This is a genomic window from Dolomitihabitans soli (genome assembly GCF_022213955.1).
In the GTDB taxonomy this organism is placed as follows: Bacteria; Actinomycetota; Actinomycetes; order Streptosporangiales; family Streptosporangiaceae; genus Streptosporangium_A; species Streptosporangium_A soli.
This window is the reverse complement of record NZ_JAKNTW010000005.1, coordinates 144,085-160,779: the sequence shown is the minus strand read 5'-3', so window position 1 is coordinate 160,779 and position 16,695 is coordinate 144,085. Positions and strand designations below refer to the sequence as shown.

Annotated in this window: 14 protein-coding genes, 1 other RNA gene and 1 pseudogene; 8 read left to right on the top strand and 8 right to left on the bottom strand. The window is 68.9% G+C overall.

Going from position 1 to position 16,695, the window contains the following annotated elements; all coding sequences use genetic code 11:
- The first annotated feature begins 52 nt into the window (after positions 1 to 52).
- On the top strand, positions 53 to 1,882 hold the full coding sequence (locus tag MBA17_RS11670) for a glycoside hydrolase family 15 protein (protein ID WP_238496398.1): 1,830 nt from the start codon (positions 53 to 55) through the stop codon (positions 1,880 to 1,882).
- Entirely contained in the window at positions 1,879 to 3,246 is a 1,368-nt protein-coding gene (locus tag MBA17_RS11665; protein ID WP_238496396.1) for a glucose-6-phosphate dehydrogenase, read from the top strand. The genes MBA17_RS11670 and MBA17_RS11665 overlap by 4 nt, the downstream gene beginning before the upstream one ends.
- 363 nt (positions 3,247 to 3,609) lie before the next feature.
- Here MBA17_RS11665 and MBA17_RS11660 read toward each other — a convergent pair.
- The 3 genes and pseudogenes from MBA17_RS11660 to MBA17_RS11650 form a co-directional block, all read right to left on the bottom strand.
- Positions 3,610 to 3,723: pseudogene (locus tag MBA17_RS11660) on the bottom strand (IS5/IS1182 family transposase); the annotation flags it as partial.
- An 80-nt stretch (positions 3,724 to 3,803) separates the two neighbouring features.
- Positions 3,804 to 4,457: a class I SAM-dependent methyltransferase gene (locus MBA17_RS11655; protein ID WP_238496394.1), complete on the bottom strand. Its 654-nt coding sequence runs from the start codon at positions 4,455 to 4,457 to the stop codon at positions 3,804 to 3,806.
- Positions 4,458 to 4,602: 145 nt separating this feature from the next.
- Positions 4,603 to 5,442 (bottom strand): aldo/keto reductase, encoded by an 840-nt coding sequence (locus MBA17_RS11650; RefSeq protein WP_238496393.1) that lies wholly within the window; start codon positions 5,440 to 5,442, stop codon positions 4,603 to 4,605.
- A 368-nt stretch (positions 5,443 to 5,810) separates the two neighbouring features.
- On the opposite strand from MBA17_RS11650, the gene MBA17_RS11645 reads away from it, so the two are divergent.
- Complete coding sequence (locus MBA17_RS11645) at positions 5,811 to 6,320, top strand: hypothetical protein (protein WP_238496391.1); 510 nt, start codon at positions 5,811 to 5,813, stop codon at positions 6,318 to 6,320.
- A gap of 253 nt (positions 6,321 to 6,573) precedes the next feature.
- Here the strand turns inward: MBA17_RS11645 and MBA17_RS11640 are convergent, their stop codons facing one another.
- Complete coding sequence (locus MBA17_RS11640; protein WP_238496390.1) at positions 6,574 to 7,383, bottom strand: alpha/beta fold hydrolase; 810 nt, start codon at positions 7,381 to 7,383, stop codon at positions 6,574 to 6,576.
- Between the two features lie 297 nt (positions 7,384 to 7,680).
- Between MBA17_RS11640 and MBA17_RS11635 the strand changes: the two genes are divergently transcribed.
- The 4 genes from MBA17_RS11635 to MBA17_RS11620 all read left to right on the top strand — a co-directional run bounded on the left by MBA17_RS11635 (position 7,681) and on the right by MBA17_RS11620 (position 11,472).
- Complete coding sequence (locus MBA17_RS11635) at positions 7,681 to 7,965, top strand: sigma factor (RefSeq protein WP_274385273.1); 285 nt, start codon at positions 7,681 to 7,683, stop codon at positions 7,963 to 7,965.
- Positions 7,966 to 8,001: 36 nt separating this feature from the next.
- Entirely contained in the window at positions 8,002 to 8,457 is a 456-nt protein-coding gene (locus tag MBA17_RS11630) for a carboxymuconolactone decarboxylase family protein (protein ID WP_238496388.1), read from the top strand.
- Positions 8,458 to 8,854: 397 nt separating this feature from the next.
- Positions 8,855 to 9,241, top strand: coding sequence for a TraR/DksA family transcriptional regulator (locus MBA17_RS11625; protein ID WP_238496387.1), 387 nt, complete (start codon positions 8,855 to 8,857; stop codon positions 9,239 to 9,241).
- Positions 9,242 to 9,360: 119 nt separating this feature from the next.
- Positions 9,361 to 11,472: a TerD family protein gene (locus MBA17_RS11620; RefSeq protein WP_238496386.1), complete on the top strand. Its 2,112-nt coding sequence runs from the start codon at positions 9,361 to 9,363 to the stop codon at positions 11,470 to 11,472.
- Positions 11,473 to 11,831: 359 nt separating this feature from the next.
- Here the strand turns inward: MBA17_RS11620 and rnpB are convergent.
- The 4 genes from rnpB to MBA17_RS11600 all read right to left on the bottom strand — a co-directional run bounded on the left by rnpB (position 11,832) and on the right by MBA17_RS11600 (position 15,149).
- An RNA gene (gene rnpB / locus MBA17_RS11615) (RNase P RNA component class A) lies at positions 11,832 to 12,227 on the bottom strand.
- A gap of 83 nt (positions 12,228 to 12,310) precedes the next feature.
- Positions 12,311 to 13,600 (bottom strand): bifunctional RNase H/acid phosphatase, encoded by a 1,290-nt coding sequence (locus tag MBA17_RS11610; RefSeq protein WP_238496385.1) that lies wholly within the window; start codon positions 13,598 to 13,600, stop codon positions 12,311 to 12,313.
- Positions 13,597 to 14,337, bottom strand: a complete 741-nt coding sequence (locus tag MBA17_RS11605; protein ID WP_238496384.1) for a zinc ribbon domain-containing protein — start codon at positions 14,335 to 14,337, stop codon at positions 13,597 to 13,599. The genes MBA17_RS11610 and MBA17_RS11605 overlap by 4 nt, the downstream gene beginning before the upstream one ends.
- Entirely contained in the window at positions 14,337 to 15,149 is an 813-nt protein-coding gene (locus tag MBA17_RS11600) for a Nif3-like dinuclear metal center hexameric protein (protein ID WP_238496744.1), read from the bottom strand. The genes MBA17_RS11605 and MBA17_RS11600 overlap by 1 nt, the downstream gene beginning before the upstream one ends.
- A gap of 117 nt (positions 15,150 to 15,266) precedes the next feature.
- On the opposite strand from MBA17_RS11600, the gene MBA17_RS11595 reads away from it, so the two are divergent.
- Positions 15,267 to 16,688 carry a flavin-containing monooxygenase gene (locus MBA17_RS11595; RefSeq protein ID WP_238496383.1) on the top strand — a complete coding sequence of 474 codons (1,422 nt, stop codon included), beginning with the start codon at positions 15,267 to 15,269 and terminating at the stop codon, positions 16,686 to 16,688.
- Positions 16,689 to 16,695: the final 7 nt, after the last annotated feature.

Genomic DNA, 16,695 nt, shown 5'->3' with positions numbered 1-16,695 from the left:
ACCGGGCGATGTTCGTCCACGCTAAGGGCGCCCAACGGAAGAGAACTCGGCAATGCTTGATCCTGATCCACCGTTTCGCCCGGTACGCCGCCGGGATGGCTACCTGCCTCTGGAAGATCTCGGTCTCATCGGCGATGGCGCGACGGCGGCGCTGATCGGCCTGGACGGTTCGATTCCGTGGCTGTGCCTGCCTCGTTTCGACAGCGAGCCGTTGCTGTGCGGCTTGCTGGATCACGCGCAGGGCGGGCATTTCACGCTGACCGTGGAGGATCTGCTGGAGGGGCGCCAGCGCTACGAGCCCGACACCGCGGTGCTGGTGACCGAGATGCGTGGCCCGACCGGCCTGGTCAGGATCACCGACGCGCTGGCCCTGCGCGCCGGCGCCGACCTCAGCGATGACGCGGGCGCCGGCCGGGCCGAGCTCGTCCGTTCCGCCGTCGTCCTGACCGGGACCGTGCGCCTGCGGGCGGAGCTGGAGCCGCGTGGCGGCGGACAGGCCCGAGCCCTGGGCAGCGGCCTGGAAGTACGGGCTTTGCGGCGGCCGGATCTGCGCCTGCATCTGCGGTCCAACCGACCCCTGACCGGTCTGCGCACCGTGCATGACCTGGAAGAGGGCGACCGGCTCGATCTGGTGCTGTCCTGGGGGCGCATCCACCGCCATCACCGGTTCGCGCCCGAGGTGATGCTGCGGGAGACCGCCGACGCGTGGCGCCGCTGGATGTCGAAGTGCGACTACAGCGGCCCGCAGGAAGCGCTGGTCCGGCGCGCCGTGATCACGTTGAAACTGTGCGACGACTGGGTCAACGGCTCGCTCCTCGCGGCCCCCACCTCCTCGTTGCCCGCGCCGATCGGCGGTGTCCGCAACTGGGACTATCGCTACACCTGGATCAGGGACGCCGCCTATGCCGTGTTCGCATTGCGCCGCGTCGGTTTCGGCGAGGAGGCCGACGCCTTTCTCGGCTGGGTTCTCGACGCCTTCGAGCAGAGCCGCTATCCACGGATCATGTACACCCTGGGCGGCGACCCCGTACCCGAGGAGATCCAGGACGCCGAGCTGGAAGGCTACCGGCGCTCGGCTCCGGTGCGATGGGGCAACGGCGCGGCCGACCAGCGCCAGCACGACGTCTACGGCGAGGTGCTGGACTGCGCCGACCAGTGGCTGCGCCCCGGCCACGAGCTCCAGTCCGCGCTGTGGTCCGGCCTGGCGGAGCTGGCCGAGTCCGCCGCGGCCATGTGGCGGCAGCCGGATCAGGGCATCTGGGAGGTACGCAGCGAAGGCCGGGTCTTCACCTACTCGGCCGGGATGTGCCAGGTCGCCCTCGATCGGGCCGCGACGATCGGCGAGCGGCTCGGCCTGCCCGGACAGATAGCGAGATGGCGCGCAGAAGCCGAGAAGCTGCGCGGGCTCATCCTCGACCAGTCCTGGGATGAGAAGGCACAGTGCCTGAGCGAGCACCTCGACGGCGGTGGAAGTCTCGACGCCAGCCTGCTCGCGCTTCCGCTGCGGCAGGTCATCCCGGCAGACCATCCGCGGATGGCGGCCACCACCGCGGCCATCGCCGAACGCCTGTCCGCCGGTGACGGCCTGCTCTACCGCTACCTGCACCATCGCTCACCCGACGGGCTGCCCGGTGACGAGGGCGCCTTCCTGCTGTGCAGCTTCTGGCTGGTCGACAACCTGATCCTGCAAGGCCACCTCGAACGAGCCGAAGACCTGTACGCGTCACTGTGCGCCCGCGCCAGCCCGCTCGGGCTGATGCCTGAACAGATCGACCCGTCCACCGGCACGTTCATGGGCAATTTCCCGCAGGCGTTCAGCCACATCGGCATCATCGCCAGCGGCGTCAACCTCGCGCGAGCGAAAGCAGGTGGCACGGCATGATCGACCGGCTGGTCATCGTCGGTGCCACCGGCGACCTCAACGCCCGCTACCTGCTACCGGCGCTGACCGCCTTGCGCGCGGCCGGACACCTCGACGACCGCTTCGTGTTGACGTGCGCCGACCGGGAAGACTGGACCAGCGAGCAGTTCCGAGCCTGGGTGAACGATCAGCTTGACCGGCATTGCCCGTCCGAGCCCGCCGGCGTCAAGCAGGCGATCGCCGACCTAGCACGCTACCGTCAGGCGGACGCCACCGAAGCCGCTGACCTCGCGCCGATGATCGCAGGGGAGGGGCCCGTCGTCGTTTACCTGGCCCTCCCGCCGGTGATCTTTCCCAGCACGGTCACCGCGCTGCACCGCGCGGGCCTGCCCTCAGGCAGCCGCATCGTGCTGGAAAAGCCGTTCGGCGAGGACTTGAACAGTGCCGCGGAGCTGAACCGGCTGCTCGCCGGCGTCGTGCCAGAGCAGGCGGTGTTCCGCGTCGACCACTTCCTGGCCATGACGACCGTCCAGAACGTGCTCGGCAGCCGGCTGGCCAACCGCGTGCTGGAGCCCATCTGGAACAGCTCCCACATCGCCGAAGTGGAGATCGTCTGGAACGAGACCCTGGCTCTGGAGGGCAGAGCGGGCTACTACGACGGGGTCGGGGCGCTGAAGGACATGGTGCAGAACCACCTGCTCCAGGTGCTGTGCCTGGTGGCCATGGAACCACCGCTCAGCCTCGGCGAACGTGACCTCCGTGACCGGAAGATCGACGTGCTGCGCTCGGTACGCCCGCTCACCGACGACGACGTCGTACGCCGTACGCGCCGCGCACGCTACCTGGCCGGCCGCATCGGTGATCGCGAAGTCCCCGCATATGTTGAGGAGGACGGTGTGGACCCCCGCCGCCGCACCGAGACTTTCGCCGAGGTGGAGCTGCGACTCGATAACTGGCGCTGGTCCGGCACCACCTTCCGCCTCCGCACCGGCAAGGCGCTCGGAAACGACCGCAAAGAGGTCGCCGTACGCTTCCGATCGGTGCCTCATCTGCCGTTCGAGGAGAGCGAGGAGGCCACCCCCAACGTGCTTCGATTCGGACTCGAACCGGAGAGCATGACGTTGGCCCTGACCGGCATCGGCCCTGGCACGCGCGCCCTTGCCCCACTCACGCTGACCGCCCAGATGGAGCCCGCCGATCTCCCCGCCTACGGCCGGCTCCTGCTCGCCGTACTGAACGGGAACGCCGCCCTGTCGATCCGGGGCGACGAAGCGGAAGAGGCATGGCGGGTGCTCGAACCTGTCATGTCCGCTTGGTCCAGAGACCTTGTCCCCCTTGAGGAATACCCGGCCGGCTCTGACGCGCGTGACGTGCCCGAGGGGTAGAGCATCTGCAACGCTCGCCTTGCTGGTGACTACGTGTAGCCATTCGTCTCAAGCGTGCCTGTATCGTCAGGCGATGTAGCGGCTGATCACGCGAGGCTTCTTGGAAGCGTCACGCTGCCGAACTCGTCGCGGTCGGCGATTTCCATGTGCCTGGCGTGCCTCCCATGCATCATTGCTGTCGGCCGCCGGGATACACGAGCATTTGTCGCTCGGGCCCCGATTGGGTGTTCAGGCCCCCGGTCCGGCAGGCCAGTACCCGCACCGTGTGCCGGGCGTGCCGGCGGGCGTTGTCGAGCAGTTCGGTGAGCAGGCGGCCTAGCTTGGGTGCGATCGCAACTGGGCCGGCGGTGGGGCGTTGCGAGGCGCACCAGCCGCGTGCTGATGCGCCCGGATAGTGGTGGAGTCCACCGAGATGTCCCAGTCCACGCGGCCCTCGGCATCGGTGGCGGCCTGGACGGCAGTCAGTAGGCGGCGCCAGCCGTTCCCGTTCGGCGTTCGTTAAGTCACCACGACCCATACGCCAAGCGTGACAAGTCAGGCACCTACTGTCAGGAGATCTAAGAAACAGTTCCTAGCGGCGCCTGGTAGAGCGAGACGGCGAAGGGTCGTTGTTCGATCTCGTCCACCTGCTCCGCGATCCGCGACACCGCGGGGTTGGAGTCGAGGTAGCCATGCAGCCGGCGGGCCTCCGGCCACGGGTGGACCAGGACCAGCAGCCCTCCCGGTTCGAGCAGGTCGCTCAGCCGTGTGGAGGCCAGGCGGAGTCGCTCGTCCCGGCCGAGGTAGTAGAGCGTCTCGGCGCAGAACACCAGGTCGAAGCGTTCCTTCGAGCTGTGGGTCAGGATGTCGCTTTCGATGAACCTGGCCCGTCCGCCCGCACGGTCACGGGCTCGGCCGAGCGCCCGCGCGGAGACGTCCACCCCGGTCACCTCCGCCTCGGGGTAGGTCATGGCCAGGAGTTCGGTGAAGACCCCCTCGCTGCATCCCACGTCGAGGATCTTCCGGTACGGCCGGCCGGGCACCTGACTCAGCGTGGTCGTGTACTTGTAGCGCTCGTAGGCGTCGCTCGACAGACTCCAGGGATCAGGTCTGCGGTGCCACCAGTCGAAGTAGCGGCCCAGCACCGCCCCCTGCTTGCCCGGAGCCAGCAGCGACAGGCTCTTGAAGAGCACCCGGTGCATCATGTCTGGAATCTCGCGCAACCGCGTCATCTGATCCTTCCCGTGGCATCCGGCGTCATCGGTTGAGAAACCTAGGGCCTGGGGCCCGCCGGCCGCATCGCCCCTGAGGAGGATTCACGATCACCCCCAGGGACGATGGCCGGGCTCCGGCTCAGTGACCGGCTCAGTGACCGGCTCAGTGACCGGCCAGGTCGGAGTCGGTGGCGGCGGCCTCGCCCCGGTCCAGCGACGAGAGCTCCGCGACCTCCTCGGGCGTCAGCTCGAAGTCGAAGACGTCGATGTTCGCCCGCATCCGCTCGGGGTTGACCGACTTGGGCACGGCGGCCAGGCCCAGTTCCATGTGCCAGCGGAGCACGATCTGCGCCGGGGCTCTGCCGTACCGCTCGGCGATCCGGCGCACGATCGGGTTCTCCAGCAGGTCGCCGCCCTGGCCGATGGGGCTCCACGACTGCGTGAGGATGCCGTGCGCGGCGTGGCAGGCCCGGGCGGCGTCGCGGGTGAGCGTCGGGTCGAGCTCGATCTGGTTGACATCGGGGACCACCCCGGTCTCCGCGAGCAGCCGGTCGATCTGCGCGGGCTTGAAGTTCGACACGCCGATCGCCCGGACTCTGCCGTCTTCCAGAAGTTCGGCCATACCCCTGAACGCGTCGACGTATCGGTCCTGCGCGGGCAACGGCCAGTGAATGAGGTAGAGATCGACGTAGTCGACGCCCAGCCGCTCGGCGCTGGCCGCGAACGCCTCCTGGGCCGCGTCGTGACCATGCCACTCGCCGTTGAGCTTGGTGGTGACGAACAGCTCCTCCCGCGGCACTCCCGACGCCCGCAGCCCACGCCCGACCCCCACCTCGTTGCCGTAGGCGTACGCGGTGTCCACCAGCCGGTAGCCCAGCTCGACCGCCTGCGCGACGGCCTTCTCCGCCTCGGCGTCCGACATCGGCCAGGTGCCGAGCCCGATCCGCGGGATCGACGCCCCGTTGACCAGGTCAGCGGTCGGGGCCGCGGGTATTCCACTCATCGATCTCATCCTTCACACAAGTCATCAGATCCCACACCGGGAACCTGCTTCCGACCGTACCCACTCCAGCCCCGGATCGGCCCCTCCCCGTCGAGTCACCTGTACTCGGGGCGCGTGGCGACACCGGAGTGATCCGTCCCGTGGCCTCCCGGCCTTCCCTCACCGCAGTGATCGTGAAGCGATCCAACCGATGAGCGTCGCTGGAATCCCAGAGTAGGATTTATCCACCTCTGAACACATATATATCCCACAAACGCGTATATATACCCCACCGCAGTATCCACAGAGCACGGCGGACGGTGCTGTCGAGGACGACGCAACGGGTATTCTCGTGCGCCTACCACAGCACCTCACGTAAGGCGCAGCACATGACGGATACCGCACGTGAGCTTGCCCTGATCTTTCATCCGGATCCCCCGGAAAGCACAGAAGAGAACGACAATTTCTACCAAGAGCAACTAAAGGCCATCAAAGCCGCCAGAAAAGCGGCCGAGGCATATTTCACCTCGATAGAGCCCAGTGACCCCGTCCTGGACCAGCTCAACCAGCTGAGCATCGCCAAACAGCACCTGGAGGAGCTGATTCGCCTGCTCCTCGCTTATGCCCGCGACTTCACCCGCCCCGAGCCGTACCGCCTCCACGCGCTCGCCACCGCCACCGGAATGTCCATTTCCGGGGTGCGGACCGCCTACGGGCAGAACGAGAAGGACATCGTCGCCGAAAGAATTCAACGCGGCGACCGTCACCACTCCCCACCCGAATCATCCTGCCCCCAGGACGACTATGTCCCGATCGGCTACATCCAACCCGGCTACCGGGTCGCGAACTGGCTCATCCCTCCCCTGAGCCGCCCCGTCAACTGGGAAGAACCCACCTGACAAACATTCACCCAAAAAAGGTACGGCGAGCACCGCAGCCGTTTGAACCGGCCGCCAAGTCCCGGTGTTGGATCATCCTGCGCGGTGCCGGGTTGGTGCAGTTCAGCGACACCCGGACCCGGGTTCGTGGTGGACACGACGCGGCTGCAGCGTCCCTGCCTCCGGCCGGCTCCAGTCCACCCACGCCCGGTCAGGTGGCGTCCCGGTCGACAACACGTGACCGGTCTAGGTCTCAGGGATCTCGGGCGGGCTGTCAGCGGTCCGTTGCCGTGAAGCCCAGCAGCAGTTCGCTGGTCGTCTCGGGCGCTTCCAACAGGGGTAGGTGCCCGACGCCGGGCAGCAGCTCGACCCGCGCGTTCGGCACCGCGTCGTACTGGTGCGCCGACGACGGCTCCCAACGGGGGTCGGCAGCGCCGAAGATCACCAGCACGGGGACCCCGAGGACGGCGAGACGCTCGGGCACGCTCCGCTCGGCGATGTACGCGGTGTTCCAGCGCAGCACCGTCCTCATCACGCGGTAGGTGATGCCCCGTACGTCGGCGACCACGTCGTCCGGGACGTCCACCGGGCGAGCGGCCGTCGCGCTGATCCCCCTGCGGATCAACGCATCCGAACGCCTCGACCACAGGAGCGGGCCCACAGGCGGGGCCAACAGGACCCGAAGGATGAACGGCTGCGGAAGGAGCGCATCCAGACTCGGGCCGCTACTGATCAGTGCAAGCGAACCCACGAGGTCGGGACGTTGTTCGGCAAGCGCGGTGGCGACGTAGCCGCCGCTGGAGTGCCCGACCGCGGCGACGTGACGAAGACCGAGGTCGTCCAGCAGCGCCGCCAGCCGGCCCGCCTGCGCAGGCACGTCGTACGAGGGCGCGGGCGGGGATTGGCCGCAGCCCGGGAGGTCGACCCGGATGACGTGATGGTGGCCGACCAGTGCCGGGACCATCGGGCTCCAGAAGCCGCCCGAGGCCCCCGATCCGTGGATCAGCAACAACGGCGGCGCCTGCCGCGGGCCTTCGTGGACCACGTGCATCCCATGCGAGTGCTCAATGTCGTACTGACTCATGCGGAGACTATGCACGGGCGGTCGACTATCAGTCTTGGACAAATGTTCCCGCGGAGTTGGTCGAGGTGAGGTGCTGGACTGGCGGGCCTGGGCGCCGTCGTGAGCCTCCAGATCGAACCCGAGCTCGGTGCACACCTCCTCCAGCATCCGCCCTTCCACGGAAACCGGCGGTGCATGGAGATGACGTAGAACCCCATTTGTTGAGGCTTTTTCGATGTTCCTGAGCCGGTCTCCTGTCACATTCGGCGCCTTCGCGGGTTCATGTCCTTGAGCCTTGACGAGGGGATGATGTGACCGATGGAGGAGACCGAGTGGCTGGCCGAGTGTTTCGAGCAGCACCGGCCCCGGCTGCGGGCGGCGGCCTACCGGATGCTGGGTTCGATGGCCGAGGCCGATGACGCCGTCCAGGACGCCTGGCTGCGGCTCTGCCGGTCCGACGCGGACCAGATCGACAACCTCGGCGGCTGGCTGACCACCGTTGTGGCCCGGGGGCTCCGCGACCCCGAGCGGGTCCGCCAGTTCGCCGACGCCGCCGGGATTCCTCCGCCGCCTGTCACATCTACGGCACGCGAGGGTTCATAGGGGCGACAACATTTCCCGAGCACCATGGAGGACACCGTGGGACCACGGATCCCCGACGCCAACACACACCTGCCCGAGATCCAGGAGCTGGCCGGCGCGATGGTCAAGGCCACCGGCAACGGCTCGGTGCCGGCGACCACGACCAGCCTGGTCTACCTGCGTGCCGGCCAGATCGTCGGCAGCACCTACCAGGTGAAGCGGCACTCGGTCGACCTGCGTGAGGCGGGCGAGTCCGAGGCCAGGATCGCCGCCGTGGCGACCTGGCGGGACGCGCCGTACTTCACCGACGCCGAGCGGGCGGCACTGGCGTTGACCGACGCCGTTTTCCAGCCCGCCGCGCGTGGCGGGGAACGGGTACCGGACGACCAGTACATCGAGGTCGCGAAACACTACGACGACAAGGCGATGGCCACCCTGATGATGGTGCTCGCCTCGGCCGGCTTCTGGATGAACATCGCGCTCATCAACAAGCCGACACCCATGCCGGCCTGACCGCCGACCACAGCATCGAAGCGGCGTTCCCCACGGGCGCACTCTGGACCCTCGCGAACCTGCGCGCGGCCCGCCCCACGTCGAAGACGTGGGGCGGGCCAGCAGTCCCGCATGGCCGACTACTTCCTCGACCTACCGGTGTGTTCGCAGCGTTCGACGCCATCGCCCATGGATCGCACACGACCGGCACCGACTACGTGGTACAGCGCTGAGCTGCTCATGACGGCGCCGCCTGGCCTGGACCGTGACCGGCACCACACGCGGCGACCCACCACACCCTGTCAACTCGCCGCAAAGCTAGGGCATGCGGCTTTCGTTGGACAAGCGCCCGGCCACCGGCCGCCCGTACCAGTTGAAAGGACTGCGAACAGCCTGGTCGGGGAAGGTGAGAACCGTGATGACCGAACGCCATGGGGACGCCGCGCTCTCCCCCTCGGAACAGGCGACCATGCGAGAACTTCTCGACGCCGACCATCAGATGACCACGGCCCGCGTCGCCATCTTGGGCCGTGACCGGGACGAGATGGTCGAATCGTCGGCGACGACGGCCTCCGACGACGAGCACGACCCCGAGGGAACGTCCACCGCGTTCGAGCGGGCCCACATCCAGGCTCTCCTCGACCAGGCCCTGACGCACCTCGCCGAGCTGGACCTCGCCTTCGAGCGACTGCACGACGGCACCTATGGGATCTGTGCGGGTTGCGGGCAACGCATCGCCCTCGAGCGCCTGATGGTCCTCCCGGCCACCAGGACCTGCGTCACCTGCGCCGCCGGCCGCCGCTGACCCGCGCGGACGTCCGTTCTCACACCGCATTCAGGGCCTCTGAGCAGGAACTACGCTTGCACGCCTCTAGCACAAGAAACCCGCAGATTGCAGGCGTGGTTCGGCTATAAGGTGCGCTCGTGGACAATCTTGAAAGCCTCATCATCGCCAGGCGGCTACGCGTCCCCATCGACGCCCCCGCCGACTCCACGCCGGACTGGGGAGAGATTGCCGCCCGCCAACTCGACGCCGCGCTGCTGAGCGTCGGCTTCACGTGCTCGGCGGCCCTGCTCGAACGCCTGACGCGGCTACGGGGTGAGACCGTGGTGGATCTCGGCGTACGGGTCCTGGCCGCCGTCCGCGACCTGGTAGGCGACCATGTCCAGCACAACGCCTACTTCATCGACTTCCCCGAGAACGTGCCCGACACCCTGGAGTTCTGGGCCGGCCTGCTGCGCGAGGCCCTGCTCGACCCGGTCACCGCCGCGCGTGTCCAGGCGCCGACGCTCAACCTGCTGACCCTGCCGGGTTACGGCCGCTACCAGCACGCCTACACCGACCTGCTGGCCGCGCACGCCGAGCTGATCCCGCTGGCCGGGGACCGGGTGACCGTGCTGGAGCTGGGCGGGAGCCTGGAGTCCGAGGCGCGTGAGCTCTACTTCTCGCTGGCGGGCTCCGAGACGCCGCCGGCCGCCGAGGATCTGACGGCCCTGCGCTCCCTCGCCTCGTTCTGCGCCGACCAGCCGGAGCACATCCCCGTTCGCGAGAACCGCGCCGTCGTCAACGAGGTACGGCTGGCCGCCGGCCGTACGCTGCTCGTCGACACGGTGACCGACGTGCTCCGGCTCGCCTGCGGCTGCTCCGGCGGCGATGTCACGCTGGCCACCCGCACCAGGTTCCGCTCGTTCCGCCGCGCCGAGCGCCGTGCCCTCCTGCAGGCCCTGGACACCGTCGCCACCCCGGCCAAGCTCGGCGACGTACGGCGCCACCGGGAGCAGTGGAAGCGGCTCGGCGAGCGGCTGCATCCCCACGAGTACCCGCAGTTCCCACGTGCCGCCGGCGTCTTCGAGGTGGCCAGGGGCGTGCGCGAGGCCGCCGGCTTCGACAGCCGCGTCGAAGCCGCCCTGTCGGCGGGCCGTACCGCCGACGCCGTCAAGCTGCTGGAGAACGCGCCCGGCGCGCTGCTGCGCCGCCTCGACCATCTGCTGCGGACCAGCCAGTCCGCGTCGGCCGTACTGGACGCCGTGGAGAGAACCGTGGCGGACGCCTCCGGCCGCGTCCTGCTGTCTCTGCGCGAGCACCTGCAGAATCGGCTCGCCCCCGCCGCCGGCCGCATCTTCACCAACCAGCACGGCAAGGCGTGGACGGTGCCCGACTCCCGCTCACCGCTCGATGAGGAGGTCCTCTGGCGGGCGGTGGCCATCCTGGACGAGGAGATCACCCGCCGCCTCCCCGAACCCGGCCGGCTGATCGTCGATCCCGACGTACTCGACGTCGCCCTGCCGCTGTCCGGCAAAGCCTTCTCTCCCGGGCTCGGCATGCTGCCTCGCGGCTCGCTCTCGGCGGTGGACGGCGAGTTGCTCAGGTTCTTCGTGCACTGGCGCCAGGCCGAACGGCGCACCGACTACGACCTGTCGGCGCTCATGCTCGACGCCTCCTACGACAATGCGACGCACATCTCGTGGACGAACTACGCCAACGGCTTCGCCGAGTACTCCGGCGACCTCACCGAGGCCCCCGACGGCGCGTCGGAGTTCGTCAACATCCGGCTCGCCGACGCGACCCAGCCGATCATCATTCCCCAGGTGAACGTCTACGACGGCGAGCCGTTCGGCGAAGCAGCCGAGGCGTTCTTCGGATACATGACCAGGGACGCCGAGCAGGAAGGCAGGCCGTTCGAGCCGCGCACCGTGCGTATGAAGTCCGATCTGCGCGGCTCCGGCCGGGTCGCCCTGCCGCTCGTCTTCCTCCGCGGCGACGATGGCGCATGGCGGGTCAAATGGCTGCACCTCTACCTGAAGGGGCATCCCAGCTTCAACCAGGTGGAAGGCAACCGGGTCACCGCGGCCCTGCTGGTGCGCTCGATCGTGGAACGCGACCACCTGCGCGTGCGCTACCTGGCCGACCTGCTGAACACGAAAGGCTCCTCAGCCGAGCACACGACCTACATCGGACTGGAGGCTCCGGCCGACCTCCCACCGGGATCGCAGGTGTACACGCCTGGGACTCTGCATGAACTGATCCCTGCCTGATACGGTTGGGCCCGCGAGGCCATGGGAGGACTTCCTTCTCAAAAAATGATTTTTTTGACTCTAGTCTCCCCGCTTTCCTCGCATCCCGGTCGTGAGGCCATTCGAGAGCTTCCTTCTCACCTGGTTAATTCCAGGTAGGCCGTTCACCTGCGCCTTCTGGCGCATCTAGCTCCCGAGCCTTCCTCACAACCGGGTCGTTCGGCTGCGGCGAGGCTCCGAGTGAGGGCTTCACCGACAATCCGCCCGGCAGTCGCGCACAGAACGGCGGAATCCACCGGCCGGCACGGGCTACGACGATTGCCAGCTAAATGCGCCATCTTGCCCGGTGGATTCTCCACACCAGGCCAGCGCGTTAAGGGCGGACGAGTCGGCCTGTAGGCCGGGTTTTGTGCCCGCGCTTGGCGGGCGGCGGCCATCCATCTAGGGCCGTCGTTGCCGACGGCCTCAAGCGGTCTACCCGCGCGGCTCGGGCGGGCAGCCCTCGAACGTCGCGCGCGGAGCGATCCTTGCGGACCGCCCCTTCTTGACCTTGCTCCGGGTGGGGTTTACCTAGCCGCCCACGTCACCGTGGGCGCTGGTGGTCTCTTACACCACCGTTTCACCCTTACCTCCCGTCGCCGGGAGGCGGTTTGTTCTCTGTGGCACTGTCCCGCGGGTCACCCCGGGTCGGCGTTACCGACCACCCTGCCCTGTGGAGCCCGGACCTTCCTCGGCGGGCCCGTTGAAGGACCCGACGCGACCGCCCGGCCGGCTCGTCCGCCGTATATCCAGCCTAACGCGTCCCAAGCGGGCTCCAACCGGCCGACGAGCGCGCCGGCCGGAGATCCACCCGGTCAGGTCAGTGGAGGTGGCCCGTGTCGTTGACCGCCTTGACGACGGCGGGACCGTCCTCGTAGTACTCGATCACCGAGAGGGAGGACAGGTCGAGGTGCATCCGGTAGAGCGCGGCGGGGGGAGCCATCAGCGCGAACCGGAGCAGCATCTTGATCGGGGTCACATGGGAGACGACGAGCACGGTCTTGCCCGTGTACTCGCCGAGCAGCCGCTCCCTGGTCTCCTGGAGCCGCTCTGCCACGACCGCGAAACTCTCCCCTCGCGGCGGCGCGGCGTCCGGATCCGCGAGCCACGCGGCCAGTTCATCGGGCCAGCGACGCTGGATCTCGGTGAAGGTATGGCCCTCCCAGTCACCGAAGTCGGTCTCCCTGAACCCTTCGTCGACGACCACCTTGGCGCGTGTCCGCCCGGCGATGATCTCCGCGGTGGCCCGTGCCCGTCTCAGCGGGGAGGTCACGATCACGTCGACCTCGTACGGCTCGCGCTTGAAACGGGCGGCGGCGGCCTCCGCCTGGGCCACGCCGTTCAGGGTCAGCTCCGGGTCGCCGATCCCGGAGAACCTGCGCTCCACCGAGAACGGGGTCTCACCATGCCGGAGCAGCAGCAGGGTCATCGCCGAACTGGCCGGGGCGCGCCAGCCGGTTCCCGGCGTGGCCGCGGCGGCGACGGGGGTGTCGGCGTCGGGTTCGTCGAAGAGCGACGCCTGCCCGATCTCGCCGGACACGACACGGACGCCGCTCGCGGAGTCCTGAGCCGTCGTACGGTCACCGCCTCGGGAGGCGGCGCCGGCGCCGTCACGGGTGCGCCCCGGGCCGTCCTGAGCCGGACGGTCGCCCTTCGGAGAGGTTCCGGGGGCAGCTCCGGAGGGGTGCCAGGGGAGGTTCTTGGCGGCGGCGTCCATGGCCTCGTTGGCCAGGCGGTCGGCGTGCCGGTTTCGCTCGCGGGGGATCCACGTCCAGGTGACCTGGAGGCGCCGGGCCAGGGAGGCGGCTTCCAGGGCGAGCGGACGCAGACCCTCGTTCTTGATCTTCCAGCGGCCGGCCATCTGCTCGATGACGAGCTTGGAGTCCATCCGGACCTCGACCACCGCGCCGTCGCCGCTCAGCGTCAGCAGGGCGGCGAGGCCGGCGATCAGCCCGCGGTACTCGGCGACGTTGTTGGTGGCCGTGCCGATGGCCTCGGCGGTCTCCAGCAGGGTCTGGCCGTCGGCCGCGTCCATGACGACCGCGCCGTAGCCGGCGGGCCCGGGGTTGCCGCGGGACCCGCCGTCGGCCTCGATGACGAAGGAGGTCACAGTCCTGACTCGGGGGTGCGGACGAGGATTCGGCGGCACTCCTCGCAGCGGATCACCTCGTCGGGGGCGGCGACCCTGATCCGGTTGATGTCGGCGATGGAGAGGGTCACCTTGCAGCCCTGGCAGCGTCCGCCGTGCAGCATCGCCGCGCCCACGCCGTACTGGCCGCGCAGTTTCTCGTACAGGGCGAGCAGGTCGGCGGGGATCTCGCCGGACAGGCCCGAACGGGTGCCGGCCACCTCGCCGTGCTCCTTGTCGATCTCACCGAGGGCGGCGTCGCGGCGCTCCTCGGCGGCGGCGAGGTCGGCGGCGACCCGCTCGCTTTCGCCGCCGAGCTTGGCGACCTGGGCGTCGGCGGCCTCCCGGCGCTCCATGATCTCCAGGACGACCTCCTCAAGGTCGCTCTGGCGGCGTTGCAGGGAGGCGATCTCCGACTGGAGGCCGGACAGGTCTCTGGCGGAGGAGACCTGGCCGGAGTCGAGTCGCTGCTGGTCGCGTGCCGCGCGGGCACGCACCGCGTCGACGTCGCTCTCCGCCTTGGTCTGCTCGCGTCCGAGGTCGCCGGCCTCGGTGGCGACCGTGATGGCGGCCGTGCCCAGGCGGGCGCGCTGGGCGGACAGCTCGTCGATCTCGGCGAGCTCGGGCAGAGTGCGCCGGCGATGTGCCAGCCGGTCGAGGACGGAGTCGAGCTTGGCCAATTCGAGCAGGCGCTTCTGGGCTTCCGGGGCTGCTTTCACTACGTTTCCTCGCACTGTGCTGTTGTCGTCCAGGCGTCCGTGACCGTCTCGGATACGCGCGTCTCAACAGTAATCCCCCGCGCGCGCAGTCTGGTCGTCAACTGGCGGGCCGCATCGGCCAGCCAGGGCCATTCGGTCGCCCAGTGGGCGGCGTCGATCAGGGCGGGGCCGCCGGATTCGACGAACTCACTGGCCGGGTGGTGGCGAAGATCGGCGGTGAGGAAGGCGTCGACGCCGGCGGCGCGGGCCGTACTGAGGAGGGAGTCGCCGGCTCCGCCGCTGACGGCGACCCTGTGCAGGACGCGGTGGGGGTCGCCGGCGACGCGCAGGCCCGAGGCGGTGCGGGGCAGGCCGGCGGCGGCGCGGGCGGCGAACTCGGCGAGGGTGAGCGGGGCGGGCAGTGAGCCGACGCGGCCGAGGCCGCGCCTGGGTTCCGCGCCCGCGGGCAGCAGCGGGACGAGGTCGCCGGTCAGGCCGACGGCACGGGCCAGCGAGTCGGAGACGCCGGGGTCGGCGACGTCGGCGTTGGTGTGCGCGGTGTAGAGGGCGACGTCGTTCCGGATGAGGGTGTGGATCACCCGGCCCTTGGCGGTGGTGGCCGCCACGCTGGTGGTGCCGCGCAGGTAGAGAGGGTGGTGGGTGACGATCAGGTCGGCTTTCCAGTCGAGCGCCTCGGTCACCGTCGCGCGGACGGGATCGACCGCGAACAGCACCCTGCGCACCTCCGCCCCGGGGTCGCCGCAGACCAGGCCGACCGCGTCCCACGTCTCGGCCCACGTGGGGTCGTACATCGTCTCCAGCTCCGCGACCATGGCGGCGAGCGTTGAACCAGGCACGTTGCGCACCCTATCGCCGTACCGCAGAACGGTATTCACTACACGCGCCAGATCTCGTAATGTAAGTGATTACTGACAGCGAGGAGGCCGGGCATGCCCAGTGTCGCGATCATCGGCGCCGGTTTCGGCGGGCTGTGCATGGCCATCCGCCTCCAGATGGCGGGCACCGCGACCTACACGGTCTTCGAGAAGGCCGGAGACATCGGCGGCACCTGGCGCGACAACACCTACCCGGGCGCGGGCTGCGACGTACCCTCCCACCTGTACTCCTACTCCTTCGAGAAGTACGCGAGCTGGACCCGCCGCTACCCGGAGCAACCCGAGATCCTCGCCTACCTGGAGCGATGCGCCGACAAGTACGGCGTGCGGCCCCGGATCCGGCTGAACACCGAGGTCGTCGCCGCCGAGTTCACCGGCGAGAGATGGCGGGTCACCACGGCCGCGGGCGACGTCGAGGAGTTCGACGTGCTCGTGGCCGGAGTGGGCCAGCTGAATCGCCCCCATCTCCCCGACATAGAGGGAATGACGGAGTTCACGGGCACCAGTTTCCATTCCGCCCGGTGGAACCACGGCCACGATCTCACCGGCCGCGACGTGGCCGTGATCGGCAACGGCTCGTCGGCCGCCCAGTTCGTCCCCCGGATCGCGCCGATCGCCCGGCGGGTGGACCTCTACCAGCGCACGCCCAACTGGGTGATCCCCAAGCCGGACGCGGGCTTCACCCTGCCGCACCGGCTCTCCTTCCGCTACCTGCCGTTCCTCCAGCGCGCCTACCGCGAGTGGATCTACCGGCGGGTGGAGGCCACGTTCTACCCGGCGCTGCGCAGGAACGGCTGGAGCGCCGGATACGTCCGCGGTCTGGCGCTCAAACACCTCCGCGACCAGGTACCGGACCCGGAGCTGCGCGCCAGGCTGACCCCCGGCTACCGGATCGGCTGCAAGCGAATCCTCCTGGACAACGCCTTCTATCCCGCGCTGACCAGGCCGAACGTGGAGGTCGTCACCGATCCGATCACCCGGATCACACCCCGCGGCGTCGGCTCCAGGGAGCACGACACGATCATCTACGCCACCGGCTTCGAGACCTCCGACTTCCTCGCCCCCATCGAGATCACCGGCCGGGCGGGCCGTACGCTGGCCGGGCAGTGGAAGCGGGGCGCCGAGGCGTATCTGGGGATCACGGTGCCGAACTTCCCCAACCTCTTCCTGCTGTACGGGCCCAACACCAACCTCGGCCACAACTCGATCGTCTTTATGATCGAATGTCAGGTGCGGTACATCATGGCCTGCCTCCCGCACATCGCCGCGCGAGGTCCGATGGAGGTGCGTCAGGACGCGATGGACGCCTGGCGTCAACGGCTGGAGCGGAAGATGGGCGAGATGGTCTGGCAGGACGGCTGCCGCAGCTGGTATCAGAACGCCGACGGCAAGGTGACCGGCAACTGGCCCGGCACCACGACGCTCTACCGCCGCCTGACCCGCTCCCCCCGCCTGGAAGCCTACGGTTGGGGCTGAGGCATCG

What these genes read in the sequence shown, in the direction of transcription:
- MBA17_RS11670 (WP_238496398.1), top strand. Translation starts at nt 53, where the DNA reads ATGCTTGATCCTGATCCACCGTTTCGCCCGGTACGCCGCCGGGATGGC.
- MBA17_RS11665 (WP_238496396.1), top strand. Translation starts at nt 1,879, where the DNA reads ATGATCGACCGGCTGGTCATCGTCGGTGCCACCGGCGACCTCAACGCC.
- MBA17_RS11655 (WP_238496394.1), bottom strand. Translation starts at nt 4,457, where the DNA reads ATGACGCGGTTGCGCGAGATTCCAGACATGATGCACCGGGTGCTCTTC.
- MBA17_RS11650 (WP_238496393.1), bottom strand. Translation starts at nt 5,442, where the DNA reads ATGAGTGGAATACCCGCGGCCCCGACCGCTGACCTGGTCAACGGGGCG.
- MBA17_RS11645 (WP_238496391.1), top strand. Translation starts at nt 5,811, where the DNA reads ATGACGGATACCGCACGTGAGCTTGCCCTGATCTTTCATCCGGATCCC.
- MBA17_RS11640 (WP_238496390.1), bottom strand. Translation starts at nt 7,383, where the DNA reads ATGAGTCAGTACGACATTGAGCACTCGCATGGGATGCACGTGGTCCAC.
- MBA17_RS11635 (WP_274385273.1), top strand. Translation starts at nt 7,681, where the DNA reads ATGGAGGAGACCGAGTGGCTGGCCGAGTGTTTCGAGCAGCACCGGCCC.
- MBA17_RS11625 (WP_238496387.1), top strand. Translation starts at nt 8,855, where the DNA reads ATGACCGAACGCCATGGGGACGCCGCGCTCTCCCCCTCGGAACAGGCG.
- MBA17_RS11600 (WP_238496744.1), bottom strand. Translation starts at nt 15,149, where the DNA reads ATGGTCGCGGAGCTGGAGACGATGTACGACCCCACGTGGGCCGAGACG.
- MBA17_RS11595 (WP_238496383.1), top strand. Translation starts at nt 15,267, where the DNA reads ATGCCCAGTGTCGCGATCATCGGCGCCGGTTTCGGCGGGCTGTGCATG.